Annotated in this window: 20 protein-coding genes; 7 read left to right on the forward strand and 13 right to left on the reverse strand. The window is 63.9% G+C overall.

What is annotated here, in order from left to right:
• Positions 1-202, forward strand: a 202-nt coding sequence (locus AUR66_RS00860) for an AMP-binding enzyme (protein ID WP_058570643.1), incomplete at its 5' end; no start/stop codon positions are given.
• A 38-nt stretch (positions 203-240) separates the two neighbouring features.
• Here AUR66_RS00860 and AUR66_RS00865 read toward each other — a convergent pair.
• The 8 genes from AUR66_RS00865 to AUR66_RS00900 form a co-directional block, all read right to left on the reverse strand.
• On the reverse strand, positions 241-777 hold the full coding sequence (locus AUR66_RS00865) for a GNAT family N-acetyltransferase (protein WP_058570644.1): 537 nt from the start codon (positions 775-777) through the stop codon (positions 241-243).
• A 39-nt stretch (positions 778-816) separates the two neighbouring features.
• Positions 817-1530 carry an AMP-binding protein gene (locus tag AUR66_RS00870; RefSeq protein ID WP_058570645.1) on the reverse strand — a complete coding sequence of 238 codons (714 nt, stop codon included), beginning with the start codon at positions 1528-1530 and terminating at the stop codon, positions 817-819.
• A gap of 81 nt (positions 1531-1611) precedes the next feature.
• Positions 1612-1932 carry a cupin domain-containing protein gene (locus tag AUR66_RS00875; protein WP_058570646.1) on the reverse strand — a complete coding sequence of 107 codons (321 nt, stop codon included), beginning with the start codon at positions 1930-1932 and terminating at the stop codon, positions 1612-1614.
• Positions 1933-2002: 70 nt separating this feature from the next.
• On the reverse strand, positions 2003-3151 hold the full coding sequence (dnaJ, locus tag AUR66_RS00880; protein ID WP_058570647.1) for a molecular chaperone DnaJ: 1149 nt from the start codon (positions 3149-3151) through the stop codon (positions 2003-2005).
• Positions 3152-3318: 167 nt separating this feature from the next.
• Positions 3319-5178, reverse strand: coding sequence for a molecular chaperone DnaK (dnaK, locus tag AUR66_RS00885; RefSeq protein ID WP_058570648.1), 1860 nt, complete (start codon positions 5176-5178; stop codon positions 3319-3321).
• Positions 5179-5424: 246 nt separating this feature from the next.
• Positions 5425-6201 (reverse strand): alpha/beta hydrolase, encoded by a 777-nt coding sequence (locus AUR66_RS00890; RefSeq protein WP_058570649.1) that lies wholly within the window; start codon positions 6199-6201, stop codon positions 5425-5427.
• Positions 6202-6290: 89 nt separating this feature from the next.
• Positions 6291-6992 carry a nucleotide exchange factor GrpE gene (locus AUR66_RS00895; protein WP_058570650.1) on the reverse strand — a complete coding sequence of 234 codons (702 nt, stop codon included), beginning with the start codon at positions 6990-6992 and terminating at the stop codon, positions 6291-6293.
• A 116-nt stretch (positions 6993-7108) separates the two neighbouring features.
• Positions 7109-7855 (reverse strand): proteasome assembly chaperone family protein, encoded by a 747-nt coding sequence (locus AUR66_RS00900; protein WP_058570651.1) that lies wholly within the window; start codon positions 7853-7855, stop codon positions 7109-7111.
• 123 nt (positions 7856-7978) lie between these two features.
• On the opposite strand from AUR66_RS00900, the gene AUR66_RS00905 reads away from it, so the two are divergent.
• Entirely contained in the window at positions 7979-8920 is a 942-nt protein-coding gene (locus AUR66_RS00905) for an RsmB/NOP family class I SAM-dependent RNA methyltransferase (RefSeq protein ID WP_058570652.1), read from the forward strand.
• Positions 8917-9453, forward strand: coding sequence for a DUF7122 family protein (locus AUR66_RS00910; protein WP_058570653.1), 537 nt, complete (start codon positions 8917-8919; stop codon positions 9451-9453). Before AUR66_RS00905 ends, AUR66_RS00910 begins: the two co-directional genes overlap by 4 nt.
• A 21-nt stretch (positions 9454-9474) precedes the next feature.
• Here AUR66_RS00910 and AUR66_RS00915 read toward each other — a convergent pair whose 3' ends face one another.
• Entirely contained in the window at positions 9475-10977 is a 1503-nt protein-coding gene (locus AUR66_RS00915; protein ID WP_058570654.1) for a DUF790 family protein, read from the reverse strand.
• A gap of 127 nt (positions 10978-11104) precedes the next feature.
• On the opposite strand from AUR66_RS00915, the gene AUR66_RS00920 reads away from it, so the two are divergent.
• A complete protein-coding gene (locus AUR66_RS00920) occupies positions 11105-11497 on the forward strand; it encodes a hypothetical protein (protein WP_058570661.1) in 393 nt (130 codons plus the stop codon).
• A gap of 36 nt (positions 11498-11533) precedes the next feature.
• On the opposite strand, the gene AUR66_RS00925 is transcribed toward AUR66_RS00920, so the two are convergent.
• Positions 11534-12886 carry a DEAD/DEAH box helicase family protein gene (locus tag AUR66_RS00925; RefSeq protein WP_058570655.1) on the reverse strand — a complete coding sequence of 451 codons (1353 nt, stop codon included), beginning with the start codon at positions 12884-12886 and terminating at the stop codon, positions 11534-11536.
• Positions 12887-13002: 116 nt separating this feature from the next.
• Between AUR66_RS00925 and AUR66_RS21605 the strand changes: the two genes are divergently transcribed.
• Positions 13003-13152 carry a hypothetical protein gene (locus AUR66_RS21605; protein ID WP_197409642.1) on the forward strand — a complete coding sequence of 50 codons (150 nt, stop codon included), beginning with the start codon at positions 13003-13005 and terminating at the stop codon, positions 13150-13152.
• 6 nt (positions 13153-13158) lie between these two features.
• On the opposite strand, the gene AUR66_RS00930 is transcribed toward AUR66_RS21605, so the two are convergent.
• From AUR66_RS00930 to AUR66_RS00940, 3 genes are read right to left on the reverse strand one after another with little or no spacing between them, the layout of a single operon-like run.
• Positions 13159-13923 carry an ABC transporter ATP-binding protein gene (locus tag AUR66_RS00930; RefSeq protein WP_058570656.1) on the reverse strand — a complete coding sequence of 255 codons (765 nt, stop codon included), beginning with the start codon at positions 13921-13923 and terminating at the stop codon, positions 13159-13161.
• Positions 13920-14783: an ABC transporter permease gene (locus tag AUR66_RS00935; RefSeq protein WP_058570657.1), complete on the reverse strand. Its 864-nt coding sequence runs from the start codon at positions 14781-14783 to the stop codon at positions 13920-13922. Before AUR66_RS00935 ends, AUR66_RS00930 begins: the two co-directional genes overlap by 4 nt.
• Positions 14780-15826, reverse strand: coding sequence for an ABC transporter substrate-binding protein (locus AUR66_RS00940; protein WP_058570658.1), 1047 nt, complete (start codon positions 15824-15826; stop codon positions 14780-14782). The genes AUR66_RS00935 and AUR66_RS00940 overlap by 4 nt, the downstream gene beginning before the upstream one ends.
• Positions 15827-16081: 255 nt before the next feature.
• Here AUR66_RS00940 and AUR66_RS00945 point away from each other — a divergent pair, with 255 nt between their 5' ends.
• Together AUR66_RS00945 and AUR66_RS00950 are read left to right on the forward strand one after the other, a co-directional pair.
• Positions 16082-17203 carry a pyridoxal phosphate-dependent aminotransferase gene (locus tag AUR66_RS00945; RefSeq protein WP_058570659.1) on the forward strand — a complete coding sequence of 374 codons (1122 nt, stop codon included), beginning with the start codon at positions 16082-16084 and terminating at the stop codon, positions 17201-17203.
• Positions 17204-17353: 150 nt separating this feature from the next.
• Positions 17354-18690 (forward strand): Na+/H+ antiporter NhaC family protein (locus AUR66_RS00950; RefSeq protein ID WP_058570660.1); only part of this gene is annotated, 1337 nt, incomplete at its 3' end.

Below are 18690 nucleotides of genomic sequence, written 5' to 3' on the forward strand. Positions count from 1 at the left end.
CGAACTCCGTGGCGTCGTCGGCGAGGAACTCGGCAAGCCGTTCCGCCCCCGCGAGATTCTCTTCGTGGACGAGTTCCCGAAGACGCAGTCGGGGAAGATTATCCGCCGCGCAATCTCGGCCATCTACTCGGGCGACGACCTCGGCGACATGAGCAGTATCGAGAACCCCGAAGCACTCGAAAAGATAGAAAACGCGTCCTGAGGTCAGGGGCCGACGTTCCCCGCGAGGGTCGGGTTCGGTCAGTCCGACCGAGATTCTTCCCACTCGCTGCGGAGCAGTCCGAATCGAAGCACGTCCTCGTACGACCCATCGACGAACGCCGCTTCTCGCAGTCGTCCTTCTTTCACGAAGCCGAGTCGTTCGAGGACGCCGCGCGACGCGTCGTTGAACGCGAACGTGACTGCCTGGAGGCCGTGGCACTCGACAGTGCGAAAGAGGTAGTCGACGAGACACTCGACTGCGTCCGTCCCGTACCCCTGTCCGTGGTATTCGGGCAGAAGCCAGTAGACGAGTTCGGGGCGACCGTAGTCACGAATCTCGGCCATGACGAACCCGATTGCCTCGCCGTCGACTTCCGCGACGAACGCGATGTTGTCGCTCTCCTCGACGGTCTGTTCGATGAACTCGGTCGCCTGGTGGTGATTCTGTGGCGCGGGCGCACCGAGTGGAACTCGAATCTCGGGGTCTGTCGTCGACCGCTGGAGGAGTGTCGCATCGTCGCGTTCGACCGGTCGGAGCGCGACAGACTCGCCTTCGACGACAGTCGTCTCAGTCATGACTGTCCGCAAGACAGATGTCGCTAAGTACTTTCTCACTCACCGACTCGGCACGGCGTCGTCGGGCGAAATCGACTGGGATTCGGGGGTGCTGTCGCCCACTGAGAGCGCCGCATCCACTGGGTCGTCGCCATCGGGGACGCGAATCGTTCCACCCGCGAGAAGCGGCGCGAGAATCCCGGCGACGACGGTTCCCGGATGTGCGAGCGACGACCGAATCGCCACGGTGTCGTCGGCGTCGAGGCCGTAGTCGGAGACAACCTGCGTTGCCGCCGCCAGCAGGTCGCCGTGGGTGTACTCGTTGTCGTCGGCGACGAGGGCGACGTCGTCCGGTTCGACAACTTCCGGGTGGACCGCCGGGTTCTCGCTCCACACTTCTTTCTCCCAGTGGGTGGTCGCCGGCGAACTCGGCGGGCCGTTGTAGACTGCGAGTTTGTGCCCCGGTGGGAGGTCGAACTCGCTCTCGCGGGCGACGTCGACGACGACGGCCCGAGCCTCGACGGACGGGTCGAAGACCGTCACGGCACCGAGTTGGGCCGCCCCGAGGAACGTCAGTATCGGTTCGGGAAGCGCGACCGGTTCGATGGCGACACGTGCGCCCTTTCGAACGCCGAGGTAGCGGAGGACGTTCCCCGCTTTGTACGACGTGGTGACGAGGTCGTAGTAGGTGTAGGTCCGACCGGGGCCGTCGACTCGCAAGGCGAGGTGGTCGCTTCGCCTGTCGCGAGCCATGAGGTCGCCGATGACGTCCATACGCGGCCCTACGGAGTCGGTGTGAAAAAAGGCGCCGAGGTGCTCGCCGGCCGTCGCTCGCGAACCGCGAGGGCCAGTGACTCAGGGTGACCCGGCGACGACGACGAAACTCTCGGTGTCCCCGTTTCGGAACTGGCGGGTGTCCGCTGGAGACACCCGAACGGCGTCGCCCGCTTCGAGCGGTATCTCCTCACCCTCGACGACGAGCGTCGCGTCGCCAGAGACGAGGAAGTACACCTCTTCGTGGTCCTCTTCGGCGTGGTCGTGCGCCTTTCCGGTCCAGTTCGGGTCGCACTCCAGTACGGTGAACCCGAGTCGCTCGGTTTCGAGCACGTCACGCATGAAGTGGAGGCCGCCGCCGAGTTCGTCCACCTCGCGGTAGTTGGCCTTGGTGTAAGACATCGTCTAGCAATCGACCGCGACGACCCTCAACGTGTCGGCGCTCGAACGAGAACAGGTGTCGGAGAGAAGATTACAGCGAGTTCTTCAGTTTCTGGAAGAGGCCCTCTTTGACCTCTTCGCCACCCGCCTCGGCGAACGTCTTGAGCGCCTCACGCTGTTCTTTGTTGAGGTCTTCGGGCGTGACGACGTGCACTTCGACGTGCAGGTCACCAGACCCACGGCCGTCGAGGTGGGGCATCCCCGCACCGGAGATGGTGAACGTCGACCCACTCTGCGTGCCCGCGGGAACTTTCAGGTCTTCCTCGCCGTCGAGCGTCGGAACTTCGACGGTTGCGCCGAAGACAGCCTGCGGGAACGATATGGGGTGCGTGTAGTACAGGTCGTCACCCTCCCGGTCGAACTCCTCGTGGTCACGGACGGTGACCTCGACGAACAGGTCACCGTTCGGACCGCCGTTCTCGCCGGGTTCGCCCTCACCACGGTAGCGGAGGCGTTGGCCGTCGCGGAATCCGGCGGGGATGGTGATGGTCACGTCACGGGTGCGGCGGACGCGCCCACTGCCGCGACACTCGGAACAGTCCTCGCTGTAGGTCTCGCCTTCGCCGCCGCAGGCGCGACAGGTCGTCGTCTGCTGAACGCGGCCGAAGGGAGTCTGTTGCACGGTGGTCTGCTGGCCCGACCCGCCACACTCCGAACAGGTGTTCACGTCGGCGTCGTCGGGGTGGCCCGCACCGTCACACTCGGGACACACCTCACGGCGACGAATCGTCACGTCGCGCTCGATGCCGTTGTAGGCGTCTTCGAGGTCGATGGTGATGCGCTGGGCGACGTCACGACCCTGTTGCGGCCGGTTGCGCTGTTGGCCCCGCCCACCGTTGAACAGGTTGTTGAACAGGTCTTCGAATCCGCCACCGCCCATGCCGCCGAAGGGGTTGCCGCCCCCTCCGAACGGGTTTCCTTGACCGCGGCCACCGCCGCCGGCACCGTGTTTCTGGGCCTGCTTGAAGCGTTCGTGGCCGACCTGGTCGTACATCTGGCGCTTCTCGTCGTCCGTGAGGACCTCCTTTGCCTTCTGGACCTTCTTGAACTTCTCCTCGGCGTCGTCTTCGTCGGAGACGTCGGGGTGATACTTCGCGGCCTTCTTGCGGTACGCGTTCTTGATCTCGTCTTTCGAGGCGTCCCGCGAGACCCCGAGCACGTCGTAGAAGTCCTCGCTCATCGGTTACTGCCTTGTAATCCGTCGAGGTATTTGAAAAGTGCGCCTCTAGTATCTGGGGTGTTCTGTGGCTCGCGTGTGGGTGTCTCTGCTGAGGTCGACGCGCGAAAGAAGAGAAATTCGACCGACTGCGTCAGGTCTCCCAGTGAGGGGAGTTCTGCGGTGGTTGGTTACTTGTCGTCTTCTTCGTCGCCGTCGAAGTCGGCGTCGGCGTCGACGAAGTCTTCAGGGTCGGGGTCGGCACCGCCGCCCATGCCGCCGGGACCGCCGGCCTGCGCCTGTGCCTGCTGCTGGTACATGCGCTTGCCGATCTCCTGGAGTTCCTTCGAGAGGTGTTCGGTCACGTCTTCGAGTTCTTCCGTAGAGGCCTCGGGGTCTTCGAGGGTCGCTTCGACATCGTCGATTGCGGCTTCGATGTCGGCCTGGAGTTCGTCGTCGACGTTCTCTTCGTTCTCTTCGAGGAGGGTCTCGGCACGCTGGACCGCGCCTTCGGCCTCGTTGCGGGCCTCGACGGCACGGCGGCGTTCCTTGTCCTCTTCGGCGTGCTGTTCGGCCTCGCGCTGCATGCGGTCGATTTCGTCGTCGGAGAGACCGGCACCACCCTCGATGGTGATGGACTCGGCGTTGCCGGAGCCTTTGTCCTCTGCGGAGACGTTGACGATACCGTTCTCGTCGATGTTGAATCCGACTTCGATCTGCGGCGTTCCCGCGGGTGCCGGCGGGATGCCGGAGAGCGTGAACTCGCCGAGGAGTTCGTTGTCTTCGGCCATCTCGCGTTCACCCTGGAAGACGCGAACCTGAACCGTCGTCTGGTTGTCGGCCGCCGTCGTGAAGACCTTCGACTCCTCGGTCGGGATGGTCGTGTTCTTGTCGATGAGGCGCTCGAACAGACCACCCTTGACCTCGATACCGAGCGAGAGTGGCGTCACGTCGAGGAGGACGATGTCGTCGACTTCGCCGCCGAGGACGCCGCCTTGAATCGCCGCACCGAGTGCGACTGCTTCGTCGGGGTTGACAGACTTCTTCGGCTCGGAGCCGAGCATCTCGTCGACCTTGTCGATGACCTGCGGCATGCGGGTCGACCCACCGACGAGGATGACTTCGTCGATGTCCTCTTTCGAGTAGTCGGCGTCTTCGAGGGCCTGCTCGGTCGGTGCGACGGTGCGGTCGATGAGGTCCTTCGTGAGAGACTCGAACTTCGCGCGCGTCAGGTCGTATTCGAGGTGGACTGGACCGGAGTCCGTCGCCGTGATGAACGGGAGGTTGATGGTCGTCTCCTTGCGCGAGGAGAGTTCGATTTTGGCCTCTTCGGCCGCGTCCTTCAGGCGCTGGAGCGCCTGTCGGTCCTCGCGGAGGTCGATGCCGTGGTCGTTCTCGAACTCCTGTGCGAGCCAGTCGATGATGGCTTCGTCCCAGTCGTCGCCGCCGAGGTCGTTGTCCCCGTTCGTCGCGACGACTTCGTAGACGCCGCCACCGAGGTCGAGGACGGAGACGTCGAACGTCCCGCCACCAAGGTCGTAGACGAGGACGGTCTGGTTCGACTCGTCGTCGAGGCCGTACGCCATCGAGGCGGCGGTCGGTTCGTTGACGATGCGTTCGACGTCGAGACCGGCGATTTCGCCGGCGTCTTTCGTCGCCTGGCGCTGTTTGTCGTTGAAGTACGCAGGGACGGTGATGACAGCCTTCTGGACCTCGTCGCCGAGGTAGTCTTCGGCGTCGCGCTTGATCTTCTGGAGGATCATCGCCGAAATCTGCTCGGGTGTGTACTCTTCACCCTCGATGTCGACGGTGTAGCCGTCTTCCCCCATGTGGCGCTTGATAGACCGGATGGTTCGCTCGGGGTTCTGGATAGCCTGATTCTTCGCCGGCTTGCCCACGAGGCGCTCACCATCGTCGGTGAACGCGACGACGGAGGGGGTCGTTCGGTCGCCTTCTGCGTTCACGATAATCTCCGGGTCACCGCCCTCCATCACCGCGAACGCGCTGTTCGTGGTGCCGAGGTCGATACCCAGAATCTTGTTACTCGCCATCTTGGTCACAGATACCGGCCTTTGCCGGTTAAAGGTTACTAGATACTGCGACACACACGGTGACACGAGGTCGCCGCTGTCTTGCGGTTTTGTCTTCTCGCGCCGAAACAGGTCGGTCGATTTATGTAGAACCGCCCACCGTGTTCTCCGCGCACATCACGAACCGCCGTCTCGACTCACCGATGGCACAGGGTTTCCTTCACTCCGCTCGCTCTGGAGTGACACTGTCACGCGCCGTTCTCTCGGTCAGTCTGCGGACTGCTCTGTCTCTTCGACGCGGGGGTTCGCTGCGGAACCGACTGCGTCGGGGCCGTCGTCGAGTGCTGCGAGAACCTTCGTGAACGTCCGTTCGCGCGCCTCGCTGGCGAAGAATTCGTGGCCGCCGTCGTAGGGAACGAGATTCGATGCGGGCGTCTGCTCGCCGATGGCCCGAACGTCGACGACCCGGTCGGTCGGTGAGTAGAAGACAACGTCAGTCTCTCGGAACGGCGGGAGTGTTCGTTGTGCGCTCTCTATCATCCGGAGGAAGGCCGGCGACACCCTGTCGGGCGCGTCGGCAACCTCCGCTTCGAGTTTCATCTCGCCGAGGTCGGGTCGGGAGATGCCACTCGGGGCGAGTGGCCGCTTCGTCGGAAGTCTCCCGACGACCGGGTACAGGAGTCGGTCGAGGCCTTCGAGTGCCATCCCCCACCACGGGCTCAGGAAGACGTTTCGGACGGCGAGGTCGAGGTGCGACGCGACGAGACCACCGGTGCTGTGACTGAGAACGAGGTCGAGGTCCCGGTCGAGTGCGTAGGCTCTGACCGGCGCGACGTACTGTTGTTCGAACGCCCACCCGTTCGTCGGGAGTTCGACGGCGTGGACGCGATAGCCGTCGTAGGTGAGACGGTCGATGAGCCATTCGACGCTTCGGTGTGTGGGTTTGTTCCCCCACCCGAGGACGAACAGCAGACCGTCGTCGAGCGGGTTCCCGTGCTGGGTGACCCGAACCGTCGGACGGCGTCGACGGGGACGAAATCGCATGTTCGAACCGAGGAGCGGTAAGGAGAAAAGTCCTCCCCGGGTTCGCACGAGATGGCGGTGAATCCGTCGTTCGACCGGTCCGCCGGCGGTTACTCGTCTTTGCTGACCGTGACCTGCGCGGCGCGGATGACCTTGTCGGCCATCTCGTATCCGGGTTGGAACACGCTGGCGATGGTGTCTGCGGGTTGGTCGCTGTCGACGCGCATCATCACTTCGTGGCGGTTCGGGTCCACGTCGCTTCCGGGTTCGGGGTCGATGACCTCGACGTTCTCGTCTTCGAGGATGCGGTCGAACTCCTTGAGCGTCGATTCGAGGCCGTCGCGGATGTCGGCGTCCTCGTCTTGGTCCAACGCGCGCACGAGGTTGTCTCGGACCGTGACGACACGTTCGACGAAGTCCTCCGTCGCGCGGTCTTTAATCTGGTCTTGGCGCTTCTTCGCGCGCTTCTTGTAGTTCTGGAAGTCGGCCTGTGTTCGCTTGAGACGGCTTTCGAGTTCCGACGCCATCTCTGTGGCCTCGTCGCGTTCGGTCTCGAGGTCGGAGACGCGCGCTTCGAGCGCTGCGACTTCCTCCGCGAGTTCGTCGTCGTACTCGGCCACACGGTCGGAGACCGTCACAGACTCGTCTTCGACTTCGTTGGTGGCGGATGCGTCGGCCGCCGACTCGTCCGGTTCGGACTCGGCATCGACTACCTCTGCGTCCTCGAACCCCGACGCTTCGGCGTCGGAGGCCGTCTCAGTGTCGCCTTCTGCAGTTGGTTCCGTGACCGACTCGGCAGGGTCGTCGCTCATGGGCGGGAAAAGTGTCTGATATGGCTTAAGGGTGTAGACTGGCGTCCGGCCGAAACATTCTCACTGTTGGGGAGAGTTGCGGCGGCGGGTCGCCCCGTCGCGCGCCCCGCAGTCGGTTACTGGTACATCCCGAGTGGCCGTGCCTGCGTGCTCTCTTCTTCGGCCTGTTGCATCCGCTTAGCCAACTGTTCTTTCGCCTGTCGAATCTCGGTCGCGCTGTCTACGAGGTCGTCGACCGGAACCTCGATACCCGTGAGTGGTTCGATACCGTGTTTGATGATGACCCGAGCGGCCTCCGGGTCCGGGAACTGTGGGTCGGATTCGACGATGAGTGCGAGCGCGGGGCGTCCCGACTGTATCGAGTGGTTCAGCATCGAACCGGTCGGGCCGGAGACGAGTCCTGTCTCGGTCGGCGCTCCGATACCAGCGTCTTCCAGGCTGGAGAGCACACCGTCGGAGCCGACGCCGTAGAGCGCCGGGACCTCTTCGGTCTTCTCTCGCGCGATTCCGGAGAGGAATATCGGCGTCACGTCGAGGTCGTCGAACCACGTGCCGAGACACGTCGCGAGTTCGGTCGCCGAGTCTGGACGAATCGGGATGTCGCTCTGGAGGACGAGCAAGTCCCGGTCGGTGTCGGCGTAGAGACGAACCGGCGGATGCAGCGTCGGTGACCCTTCCATGTACACCGCCACTTTGGGGACGCCACCGCAGAACACGTCGCCGTAGTGGGTCATGTCGAACGTCTCGACGAGGTGGTCGGCGGCAATCTTTCCGACGAGGCCGACACCGGGGAGTCCCTCGACGAGCGTCGGTGACTCCAGTTGGTCGGTGACTTCCTCGGCGAGGACGCGTATTTGTGCCATATGTGAACATGAACGCCGGTGTGAGGTAAATCCGACGGGGGTGTGCATCCAGACTGAACCGACCCAACGAGACGACCCGCTCACTCCGAAACCGACAAACGCGCCCACACAGAATCGGGTGGTATGAACCCGCTCCAGCGGTACGCGCCACTCGTGGACGACGAGGAGGCATTCTTGGAGGCCTGTGAGCGGCCTCTTCCGTCAGTCGTCCGCGTCAACACCATCAAGACCACGGTGGAGCGTGCCCGCGAGGCCCTCGACGACGAGGGCGTCGCCTACGAACAGACGGACTGGCACCCCGGTATCCTGAAACTCGAAGACAGTACGGCAGGGACGAACTGGCCCTACTTCCACGGATGGCTTCACGGCCAAGAGGAAGTCTCGGCACTGCCGGCTATCGCACTCGACCCGCAACCGGGCGAACGGGTCTGGGACACCTGCGCTGCACCGGGTTCGAAGACCACCCAGATTGCCGCCATGATGAACGACGAGGGCGTCCTCGTCGGCAACGACAACAACCTCGGGCGACTCTCGGCGCTCCGCCACAACGCCGAACGACTCGGCGTTACCAATCTGGTCGTGACCAATCAGGACGCGCGTAACTTCTCGATGAAGCCATTCGGCGAGCAGACACCCGAGAAACCGGGCGCGTTCGAGCAGTTCGACCGCGTCCTCGTGGACGCACCGTGTTCCTGCGAAGGGACCTGTCGAAAGAACCCCGACGTGCTCGACGAGTGGACGATGAACCACGTCCAGAGCGTCGCCGGCATCCAGAAGGGCATCCTCCGCCGCGCCGTGCAGGTGACGAAACCCGGCGGGAGCGTCGTCTACTCCACGTGTACGTTCGCACCCGAAGAGAACGAGGCGGTCCTCGACTTCGTCCTCGAACGCGAAGACTGCGAACTCGTCGAGTGGGACGTTCCCGACGCGTTCGAAACGTCGCCAGGCGTCACGGAGTGGGAAGACGACGAGTACGACCCCTCGGTCACGAAGGCACGGCGCGTCTATCCCCACCAGAACGACACGGGCGGGTTCTTCACCGCGAAACTGGAGGTGCAGTCATGAGAGACGAAACCGCCGACGACGAGAACTGGGGCCAACAGTTCGACCGTCTCCCAGAGACCTCGGAAGACCGCGTGGTCGAAGGCCGTCCCTCGCGGCAGGAAGTCGTCGAGTGGTGGGAAGAGCGCTTCGGCCTCGACCCGGAGACGTTCGAACACTACACGTTCTGGGAGAAAGGCGCAGGGAAGATTTGGGCGTTCCCCGCCGAGATGGTCGACCCGATTCAGGTCGAAGGCCTCGGGATGCGTATCCTCCGGACGCGACAGCGACACTGGAAACCATCGACCAACGCGGTCCAGCGGTTCTGCCGCGACGCGACGAAGAACATCATCGAACTCGGTCCGGGTGAGGCCAAGGCGTTCGTCGCCGGCCACGACCAGCAACTCGACTGGTGGGAAGGCGACTGGGGATACCTCGTCGCCGCCCACGAACTCGCCGGCGAACGCGAACCCCTCGGTGTCGGACTCTACCTCCACGGTGAACTCCGCTCGACGGTTCCGAAGGGTCGACAAGAAGACCTGAAGAAACTCGACTGACGGGTTCAACGACCCGATTTCTCACTTCTCGCGGACCGTTCCGCCGGTCAATCCCTCCCACTCGACCCGGTAGCCGAGTCGGGAGAGGACTGCGCTCGCGTCGTCGAGACCCCACTCGTCGAGGACGGATTCAGCCTCGGAGAGCGACGTTCCCGGTTCGACCGCAGCAGCGACTGCGTCGAGGACGGACGGCCGTACGAGCGTCCGGCCGACCAGTTCGTGGTCCGGAAACGAGACGTCGTCGAGGGCGTCGACGGCGACACCGTTGGCAGAAGCGAGGGCCGCGAGTGACACCACGTCCGCGTCTGGTGTGAGTTCCGTCGGGAGCGACGACGCCGCATCTGCGACGAGGTCAGCCTCGTAGTCTCGGAGGACGTCGACGACGTCTTTCACGCGCACGGACCCCGAGTACGGAACGACGCGGTGGTCGCGGGCGGCGATTTCCTCGCCGACACCGAGCGATTCGTCCACGGCGACGACGAGTTCGACGTCCTCCACGTCGGCGAGTTGTCGCAACTTCTTTTCGACGTACTCGGGCGTCCAAAAGCCCATTATCTCGAAGAACACGCGGAAGTCGCCGTACTCGTACTCGAACGCGAAGTCCGGAATCATCACGCTCGCTCCGGCCTCCAGCGGTTCGGGTTCCCTCACGAGTCGCCAGTCGAAGTCGAGACCACGGAAGCGGGCGGCGAAGTCAGACTCAACGTCGCTGTCGAATCCGGGTTCGGCCATCGGTTCGACGCCCGGAACCGACACGTCGTCGCTCGTGAGGACCATCTCGCGTTCGCGGCCTCTGTCGTCGATGGTCGCCACGAGACGCCACTCGGCCGCGGTTGCGACTGACCGGAGTAGGCGGGCGAAGGCGGTTCCGTAGCGTCGCGTTCGCTGAAACAACGCGTCCGGCCCGGTGACGACGACTTCTCGGCCGGCGTCAGTCTGCCGAATTTCGTACATCAGCCGGAGTCGCTTGACCGCCGAGACCAGCGCCTTTGGGTCGGAACTGCGGATGCGAACCTCGGTGGCGTCGAAGAGTGCGGTCTGGGCAAGCGAGAGGTTGTACTGCGTCAGCAACTCGTCTGGCGTCCATCGCGGGTCGAAGTCGGTGAGTACCTGTTCGACCTCGCGGTCGGCGGTGAGCGACGAATCGACTGCTGCGGCAGTCGACCCGAGTGTCGACGCCGCACGGTCGAGCGCCGCGGCGCGTTCCTCGGGCGTCGTCACGCCACCGTTCGCCATCGCCGCCTCGAACGCGGCGCGACGAGCGCGAACCGGCGGAAGCGGCGCGGCAGTCTCGAACACCGCCTCGCGGTCGAGGAGCGACGCGAGGCCTCTGGCGAGTTTGAAGTCGTCGGCTTCGGCTTCGAGGGTCGTGAGTGCGTCGTCCAGACTGGCCCTCGATTCACCGACGTGACGCTGGAAGACGCCGATGGTCTTCGCAGCGAGTGGTCTGTCGCTTCTGCCGGCGAACTGCGGGTGATACCCACCGCCCGCCCGCGACACCCGAAGCAGGTCCTTCGTCAGCACTATCGACACGAGGAGAGCGCGGAACAAAAGCACCCCGGGCGTCCGGTCCGGCCGTCGTCTCGAAGTGGTCGACTCGCCCGCCGCCGCGGACGACAAGGTTCATGGCCCCCGCGGCGGACCGCAGCGTATGGAGCGACGACGCCTCCTCGGACTGGTCGCAGTCGGTCTCTCGTCGGGGTGTCTGAGCGGACTCCCGAACGCGACGGGGCCGCGAAACCCGCCAGAGGCACCCGCTGGCGAACCACGGAACACACCGGAGGTGCCGCCGGTTCGCATCGTGAATTTCGACTTCGAAGCCACCGACGACGGCCGTCTCCGTGTCTTCGGCGAGGTTGTCAACGACTCGGGGTCCGAACGGGTCGCGACGATTCGAGTCCGAATCGTCGTCGACGAGAGCGAGTCGATTCAGGACGTCGGAGTGACGATACCGTCGGGTGAAACTGCGCCCTTCAGCGTCGAGTTCGACACCGAGTACGACGCCTTCGTTCGGAACGGCGAAATCGACGTTTCGCTAGTCTAACCCTATCGAGCGCCGGCGGCCCAGCCATCGACTGACCTACCGCCGCCGGTCTGCGACCCGTTCTTCTGCTGTCTCGACGCTCACGAGTTCGTAGAGCAACGCCGTCGAGTCGTCGGCCTTCGGGCGGAGAATCCGACCGAGTCGTTGCGTGAACTCGCGTTCCGACCCCGACCCGGAGAGCAGGATTCCGACGTTCGCGTCGGGCACGTCCACGCCTTCGTCGAGGACGTTGGCCGCGACGACGGTGTCGTAGGTGCCGTCGCGGAAGCGAGCGAGAATCTCTCTGCGCTCTTTCGTTCCGGTCTCGCTCGTGATTGGCGGGACGAGGAACTGACGCGCGATGCGGTAGACGAGGTCCGTCGAGGCGGTGAAGATGATGACTCGGTCGTCCCGGTGGCGGGCGAGGAGGCGGCCCAGTTTGTCCACCTTCGCGTCGGAGTTCATCATCACGTCGCGTGCGCGTTGCTTGGCGAGGAGGGCATCCCGCGCACGCGGGTCGTTCCCCGAACGCATCACGAGTTTCTGGTAGTCGCTGCCCGACTGCATCGACAGGCCAGACGACTTCAGATAGTTCACGAAGGTCGATTGCGCCTCGTCGTACGTCTCACGCTCTTCGGGCGTGAGTTCGACTTCGATACGACGGACTTCGTAGTCGGCGAGGTGCTCGCCCGCCAAGTCGTCTACGTCGAGGTGATAGACTCGCGGCCCGACGAGTTCCGCCACGCGTTCGTGTGCGCCGTCGGGGCGTTCGAACGTCGCCGTCAGGCCGAGGCGCGCGGATGCCGTGAGGAAGCGCGGGATGTCCTGATACCCCTCGCCGCCGAGGTGGTGTACCTCGTCGAAGACGACGAGGCCGAAGTCGCCGCCGACGTCGTCGGCGCGGAGGTACGCCGAGTCGTACGTCGAGACGGTGATGGCCTCTTGTCGCTGTTCCCCGCCGCCGAACCGACCGACAGGAACGTCGAACTCGGTTTCGAGTTCGCGTATCCACTGGTCCTGTAAGTCGATGGTCGGGACGACGACGAGCGTCGGAACCGAGTGCGCCACCATCGCGCCGACGGCGAGAACCGTCTTTCCCGCGCCCGTGGGGAGTTCGACCACGCCGCGGCTACCGGCGTCGAGCCACGCGTCGAGGGCCGCTTGCTGGTACTCGCGGAGGTCGTACGTGGTCGAAAGCGAGAGGTCGGCATCGATTCCGATTCGGTCTATGGAGTCGATTCCGGCTGTCTCGAGAGCGTCACGAATCGAGGCGTACTGCATCGCGGGCGCTCTGTAGCCACCGCTTCGCGGGTCGGACTCGACGCTCGGCAGGTCGGCGAGTGTGGCACCGACCCGTTCGTCGTCGGTCGCAACGTGGACCGTTCCGTCCTCGAAGCGGAGTGTCGTCACTATCGGCGCGTTGGCGAGGCGTGGTGATAAATCGACGGTCCACGGAGCGACACCACCCAGTCACCCGCGACCCGAGGGCCGAAGGTTCAAATCAGATGGCGGGGCAACGGACGTGTATGAGCGACGAACTGGACGACGCAGTGGCACAGTTCTTGAGCGACTACAACAGCGCGATGTCCGAGTACGAGAAAGGCTACGTCGACGCCGACGCGACGCTGTCGGTTATCGACGCCGCGATAGACGAACTGCGCGAGGCGCGCGAGTAAGGGCGCTCACTCTCCGATGAGTCCGCGAACCCGCTCGACGTAGTCGGCGAACACGGGGTCGGTGCGGTGGCGAGGGCGCTCGATATCCACGTCCACGATTTCGCGGACTCGACCCGGATTGGCGGCCATGACGACCACGCGGTCGGCGAGCGTGACTGCCTCTTCTACGTCGTGGGTGACGAAGAGGACAGTCTTGTCTGTCTCCGCCCAGATGTCGAGGAGTTCGCCGTGGAGCATGTCGCGGGTCTGCGCGTCCACCGCGCCGAAGGGTTCGTCCATCAAGAGGAGTTCGGGGTCGACGGCGAGGGCGCGAGCGATGCCGACGCGCTGTTTCATCCCGCCGGAGAGTTCCTTCGGGTAGGCGTCGGCGAACCCGTCGAGGCCGACGAGACGGAGCATCTCGTCGACGCGGGCCGAGCGAGTCGGTTCGTCGACACCCTGTTCTTCGAGGCCGAAGGCGACGTTCTCGGCGACGGTTCGCCACGGGAACAGGCCGTACTCCTGGAAGACCATCCCGCGGTCGGTACCGGGTCCAGTGACTGGGTTCCCGTCGAGCGTGACCTGCCCTGTCGTCGCCTCTTCGAGGCCGGCGATGACACGGAACAGCGTCGTCTTCCCACATCCAGATGGGCCGACGATGCAGACGAACTCACCTTCGTCGACAGTGAAATTCACGTCGGCGAGGGCTTCGACGGTTCGACGGTCGGACTCGTAGGTCTTGCCGAGCGATTCGACGGCGACAGTGGTCTCGGTCTGTGCTTGTCTACTCATGCTCTCCACTCCAGAACCCGCCGTTCGACCCGGCGGAAGAGGCCGTCACTCACGAGGAAGACGAGACTGATGACGAGCATGTACGCGACCGAAACGTCCATCGCGAGGTTCTGCGCCGTGTTGAGAATCTCGTAGCCGACGCCGACACCGACGATGAGTTCGGCTGCGACGACAATCATCCAGCACTGGCCGATACTCGTCCGAACGCCGGTCATGATAGACGGACTGGCGGCCGGGACGACCACCTTCCGAATCATGGTCAGGTCGTCGTCCACGCCGAGTGTCGCGGCGACTTCCTTGAGGTCGTTCGAGACGCCTTCGACGCCGCCGTAGGCGCTGTAGAAGTTAATCCAGAACGACCCGATGGCGACGATGAACGTCGCACCGCGGTGGTTGACACCGAGCCAGATGACCGCGAAGCCAATCCACGCCAGCGGCGGAATCGGTCTGAGGATGCGCGTCACGGGCGTAAAGACGCTATCGACGCGGTCGTTCCACCCCATGGCGATACCGGCGGTGATGCCGAGCGTCGTGCCGATGAGGAGTCCCGGAACGTAGTGGTAGAGACTCTGGACGAGTTTCGCGAGCAAACGTGTCGCCGGGAGTTCGACGCCAGTGAAGGGAATTCCCAGCGTGGCGGGCGCGGTGAGTTCGGTGACGAACGCCGCGGCGACTTCGACGGGCGACGGCAGGAGGTACGTCGGTTGGAACAGCGCCGCCACGTACCAGATGGCGAGAAAGCCGGCGAATCCAGCGACTGCGAGGCCCGTCTGTTCGGAGGAGAACGCCGCCAGTCGGTCGAGCAGTCGCTCGTCGGTCTCCGCGAGGGCGACTTCGGTTCCGACCTGGTCGTTGCTCATAGCGAGTCGTAGATACCGTAGTCGAACAGTTCGTCCACGGTCAACTGTGCCTCGGTCTTGCCGAGCGCCTGCGCGTAGTCGGCGAAAATCTCCGCGCCGCTTTCGATGTCGTGCGGGTTCGTGATGAAGTCCGACGCGGGTGAATCGAGCGCCGTGCGAGCAGTGTCGACCGGCAGTGCGCTCTCACCGATGACCGTGCTCGCGTGTTCGGCGGCCGTCTGCGGGTTGTCGGCGACGAACTGCGTCGCTTCTTGGTGGAGTCGAACGAACTCGCTCGCAATCTCGCGGTTCTCTTCGCGGAGTCGGTCGTGCATGAGCGTGACCGCCGCCGGTTGGCCGGGCATGAAGTCGCCGGCCCACGCGATTGACTGGAAGGGTGCGTCGTTGGCGTCGACCACCGTCGGCACGGGTTCCATGATACTCGTGCCGTCGATTTTGTTCGAAAGGAGCGCCTGCTGGACGGCGGCAGCACCGCCGAGGCCCTTGATGTTCACGTCCGCTTCTGGGTCGAGTCCGAGCGTGTTCTCGACCCAGTAGCGAAGCAGGATGTCGGGGACCGACCCCGGCGGGAAGGTACCGAAGGTGAACTTGCGGCCGTTCTCCTCTTCGAACTTCGCGAACGCCTCTTTCCCGTGTTCGTCGTACATGGCGGCGAACTCGTCGGTGGCGAGAATCTGCATCGCGTTCTTGATGTTCGCCGCGGTAATCTTCGCGGGGATTCCCTTGTCGACGACGATCATCGCTGGGACGATGCCGAACATCATCACGTCGAAGTCGCCCTTCGCCGAGGCTTGGACGATACTCGGCCCGTCGGAGAACTTCTTGCCCGACACCGGGACGGAGAGTTCGTCGAAGAGACCCTCCTCTTGCATCACGAAGTACTGCATGTCGGGGTAGATGGGCATGTAGGCGACGTCGAGTTCGTCGAGGCTACTCCCACCAGACCCGCCGAGACACCCTGCAAACCCGGCGGTTGCGGCGAGGCCGGTGGTCTGTAAGAATCGTCTGCGGGTCGTCGAAGTCGGTCGTGGTGCCTCTGTCATTGCCTCGATTACGAATTCGCCCTTTATTCGGCCCACGCACGCGGTAATCATGGACGCGTCGTGGGTCGCTCTGAAATCGCCGCAGACACACCGTACGACCGCCAAATCCAACAGAAGCAGGAGATTCGAGAATTGGACCCCTCACAGATACCGGAATTACTCTCCGGTTTCCCCCACGAAACCCGTCGACTGAACGACGATTCCCACCCACTGTGCGTGGGAAGAACTATCCCGAATGCCGACGGCGAGTAGAGTATGACACACTTCTCCGACCGGGTGGAACAGATTTCCATCAGCGGCATTCGAAAAGTGTTCGAAGCGGCGAGCGAGGACGCCATCAACCTCGGTCTGGGACAACCGGACTTCCCCGCGCCGGACCACGCACGAGAGGCGGCCATCGAGGCCATCGAATCGGGAGCGGCCGACGGCTACACCGAGAACAAAGGCCTCCTGAGTCTCCGTGAAGCAATCGCCGAGAAACACCGCCGCGACCAGGGCATCGACCTGGACCCGGACGACGTCATCGCCACCGCGGGTGGGAGCGAAGCGCTCCACATCGCCATCGAGGCCCACGTGAATCAGGGCGACGAGGTCATCATCCCCGACCCTGGATTCGTCTCGTACGACGCACTGACGAAACTCGCCGGCGGGGAACCCGTCCCGGTGGCCCTCCGCGACGACCTGACGCTCGACCCCGCTGCCGTCGAGGACGCAATCACCGAGGACACCGCCGCGTTCATCGTGAACAGTCCCGGCAACCCGACGGGTGCCGTCTCACCACCGGAAGACATCGAGGAGTTCGCCCGCATCGCCGACGAACACGACGTTCTCTGCATCTCCGACGAAGTGTACGAGTACACTGTCTTCGACGGCGAACACCGCTCGCCGGTCGAGTACGCCGAGACGGACAACGTCGTCGTCGTCAACTCGGCGTCGAAACTCTTCTCGATGACCGGATGGCGACTCGGGTGGGTCCACGGGTCGTCGCGTCGGGTCGAACGCATGGTCCGCGTCCACCAGTACGTCCAAGCGTGTGCGTCGGCACCGGCGCAGTTCGCCGCCGAAGCGGCACTGACCGGCCCGCAGGACCGCATCGACGAGATGACAGAGACGTTCCGCGAGCGCCGTGACCTCGTCGTCGAGGGTCTCGAAGACATCGGCCTGCACGTCCCTGAGCCAAAGGGTGCCTTCTACGCGATGCCGGAGGTTCCCGAAGGCTTCGTCGACGAGTGCATCGAGCGCGGCGTCATCATCGTCCCCGGCGAGGCGTTCGGCGAGAATGGTGCGGGATACGCCCGTCTCTCGTACGCGACGGACACCGAGTCGCTCCGCGAGGCAATCGAGATAATGGGCGAAGCGTACGACGCCGTCGTCTGAAGCAGTCAGGACGTCGTCCGAACGGATTTTCCACCGCCGTCCTCCGATTCGAGACGCGAACTACGAGAACGAACCACATTTCAGTCGTGTTATTCTTTCGAGTCTGAGTGAAAACCGTTAACTTCCCGAATATGTGACGAAACGTTTGTCATGCCTGCAGAGACGCACGGAGTTATCAGCCTCCTGCCAGCGCTCTTTGCCATCGTACTGACGTTGGTGAGTAGGCAGGTACTCTTGTCACTGTTCACCGGAATCTGGATTGGTGCGACCATTCTGGTCGGGTGGAACCCCGTCGGCGGGGCGGCGTACTCGCTCCAGTTGGTCATCGACAACGTCACCGCCTCGTTCAACAGCAAACTGCTGTTGTTCACGTTCCTCTCGGGGGCGATGCTCGGGATGATTTTCCTCTCGGGCGGGATGAACGCACTCGCACAGCGCATCATCTCACGAATCGAGACGCGCAAACAGGCAGAACTCGGGACGAGCGTCCTCGGGATGCTCATCTTCGTCGACTCGTACGCGAGTACGATGATTACCGGGTCAGTCATGCGGCCGATTACCGACAAGTTCGACATCAGTCGAGAGAAACTCGCGTACCTCCTCGACTCCACCACCTCGCCGGTGGTGAGCGTCGCCGTCGTCTCGACGTGGGTCGGATTCGAAGTCGGACTCATCAAAGAACAGTTCACCGCGCTCGGTATCGACCAGAGCGCGTTCGTCGTGTTCCTCCAGAGCATCCCCTTCCGCTTCTACAGTCTGCTGGCGGTGGTGCTCGTCTTCATCCTCGTCGGGATGGGGTGGAACTTCGGCCCGATGAAGCGCGCCGAACGCCGCGCGAAAGAAGAGGGGAAAGTCCTCGGTGACGACGCCGACCCACTCATCGAGACGCGCGAAGAAGACATCGAGACCCCAGACTACGTCGACTCGCGCTGGTGGTACTTCGCCGCACCCATCGTCGCGCTAGTCGCCGTCACCGGATTCGGACTGCTCTACTCGGGTGGGTGGCCGACGAAGGTACCCGTGGAAGCGCTGAAAGGGGCGGCAACCGCCGACTCCATCCTCTGGGGCGTCTTCTCGGCGTGCGCGCTGTTGCTCGCCATCCTCGTCGGGCACGCCCGCGTCGAACTCGAAGCAGTGAGCGACGCTATCTTCGAGGGGTTCAAGATGGTCATGTTCCCCGTCGCCGTCCTCTCGCTGGCGTGGACCATCGGGTCGGTCAGTGAGGCCCTCGGCGTCGGCCCGTACGTCGTCAGTGTCGCAGAGGGAATCATCACGCCGGAACTCCTGCCGGCAGTCGTGTTCCTCGCTGCGGCGATTATCTCGTTCTCCATCGGGACGTCCTGGGGGACGATGGGTATCATGTTCCCCGTCGCCGTTCCGCTGGCGTTCAACCTCGGTGCGCCACTACCGGGCGCAATCGGTGCCATCCTCACCGGGTCGCTGTTCGGTGACCACTGTTCGCCCATCAGCGACACGACGGTCCTGTC

Source organism: Haloferax profundi (assembly GCF_001469865.1).
In the GTDB taxonomy this organism is placed as follows: domain Archaea; phylum Halobacteriota; class Halobacteria; order Halobacteriales; family Haloferacaceae; genus Haloferax; species Haloferax profundi.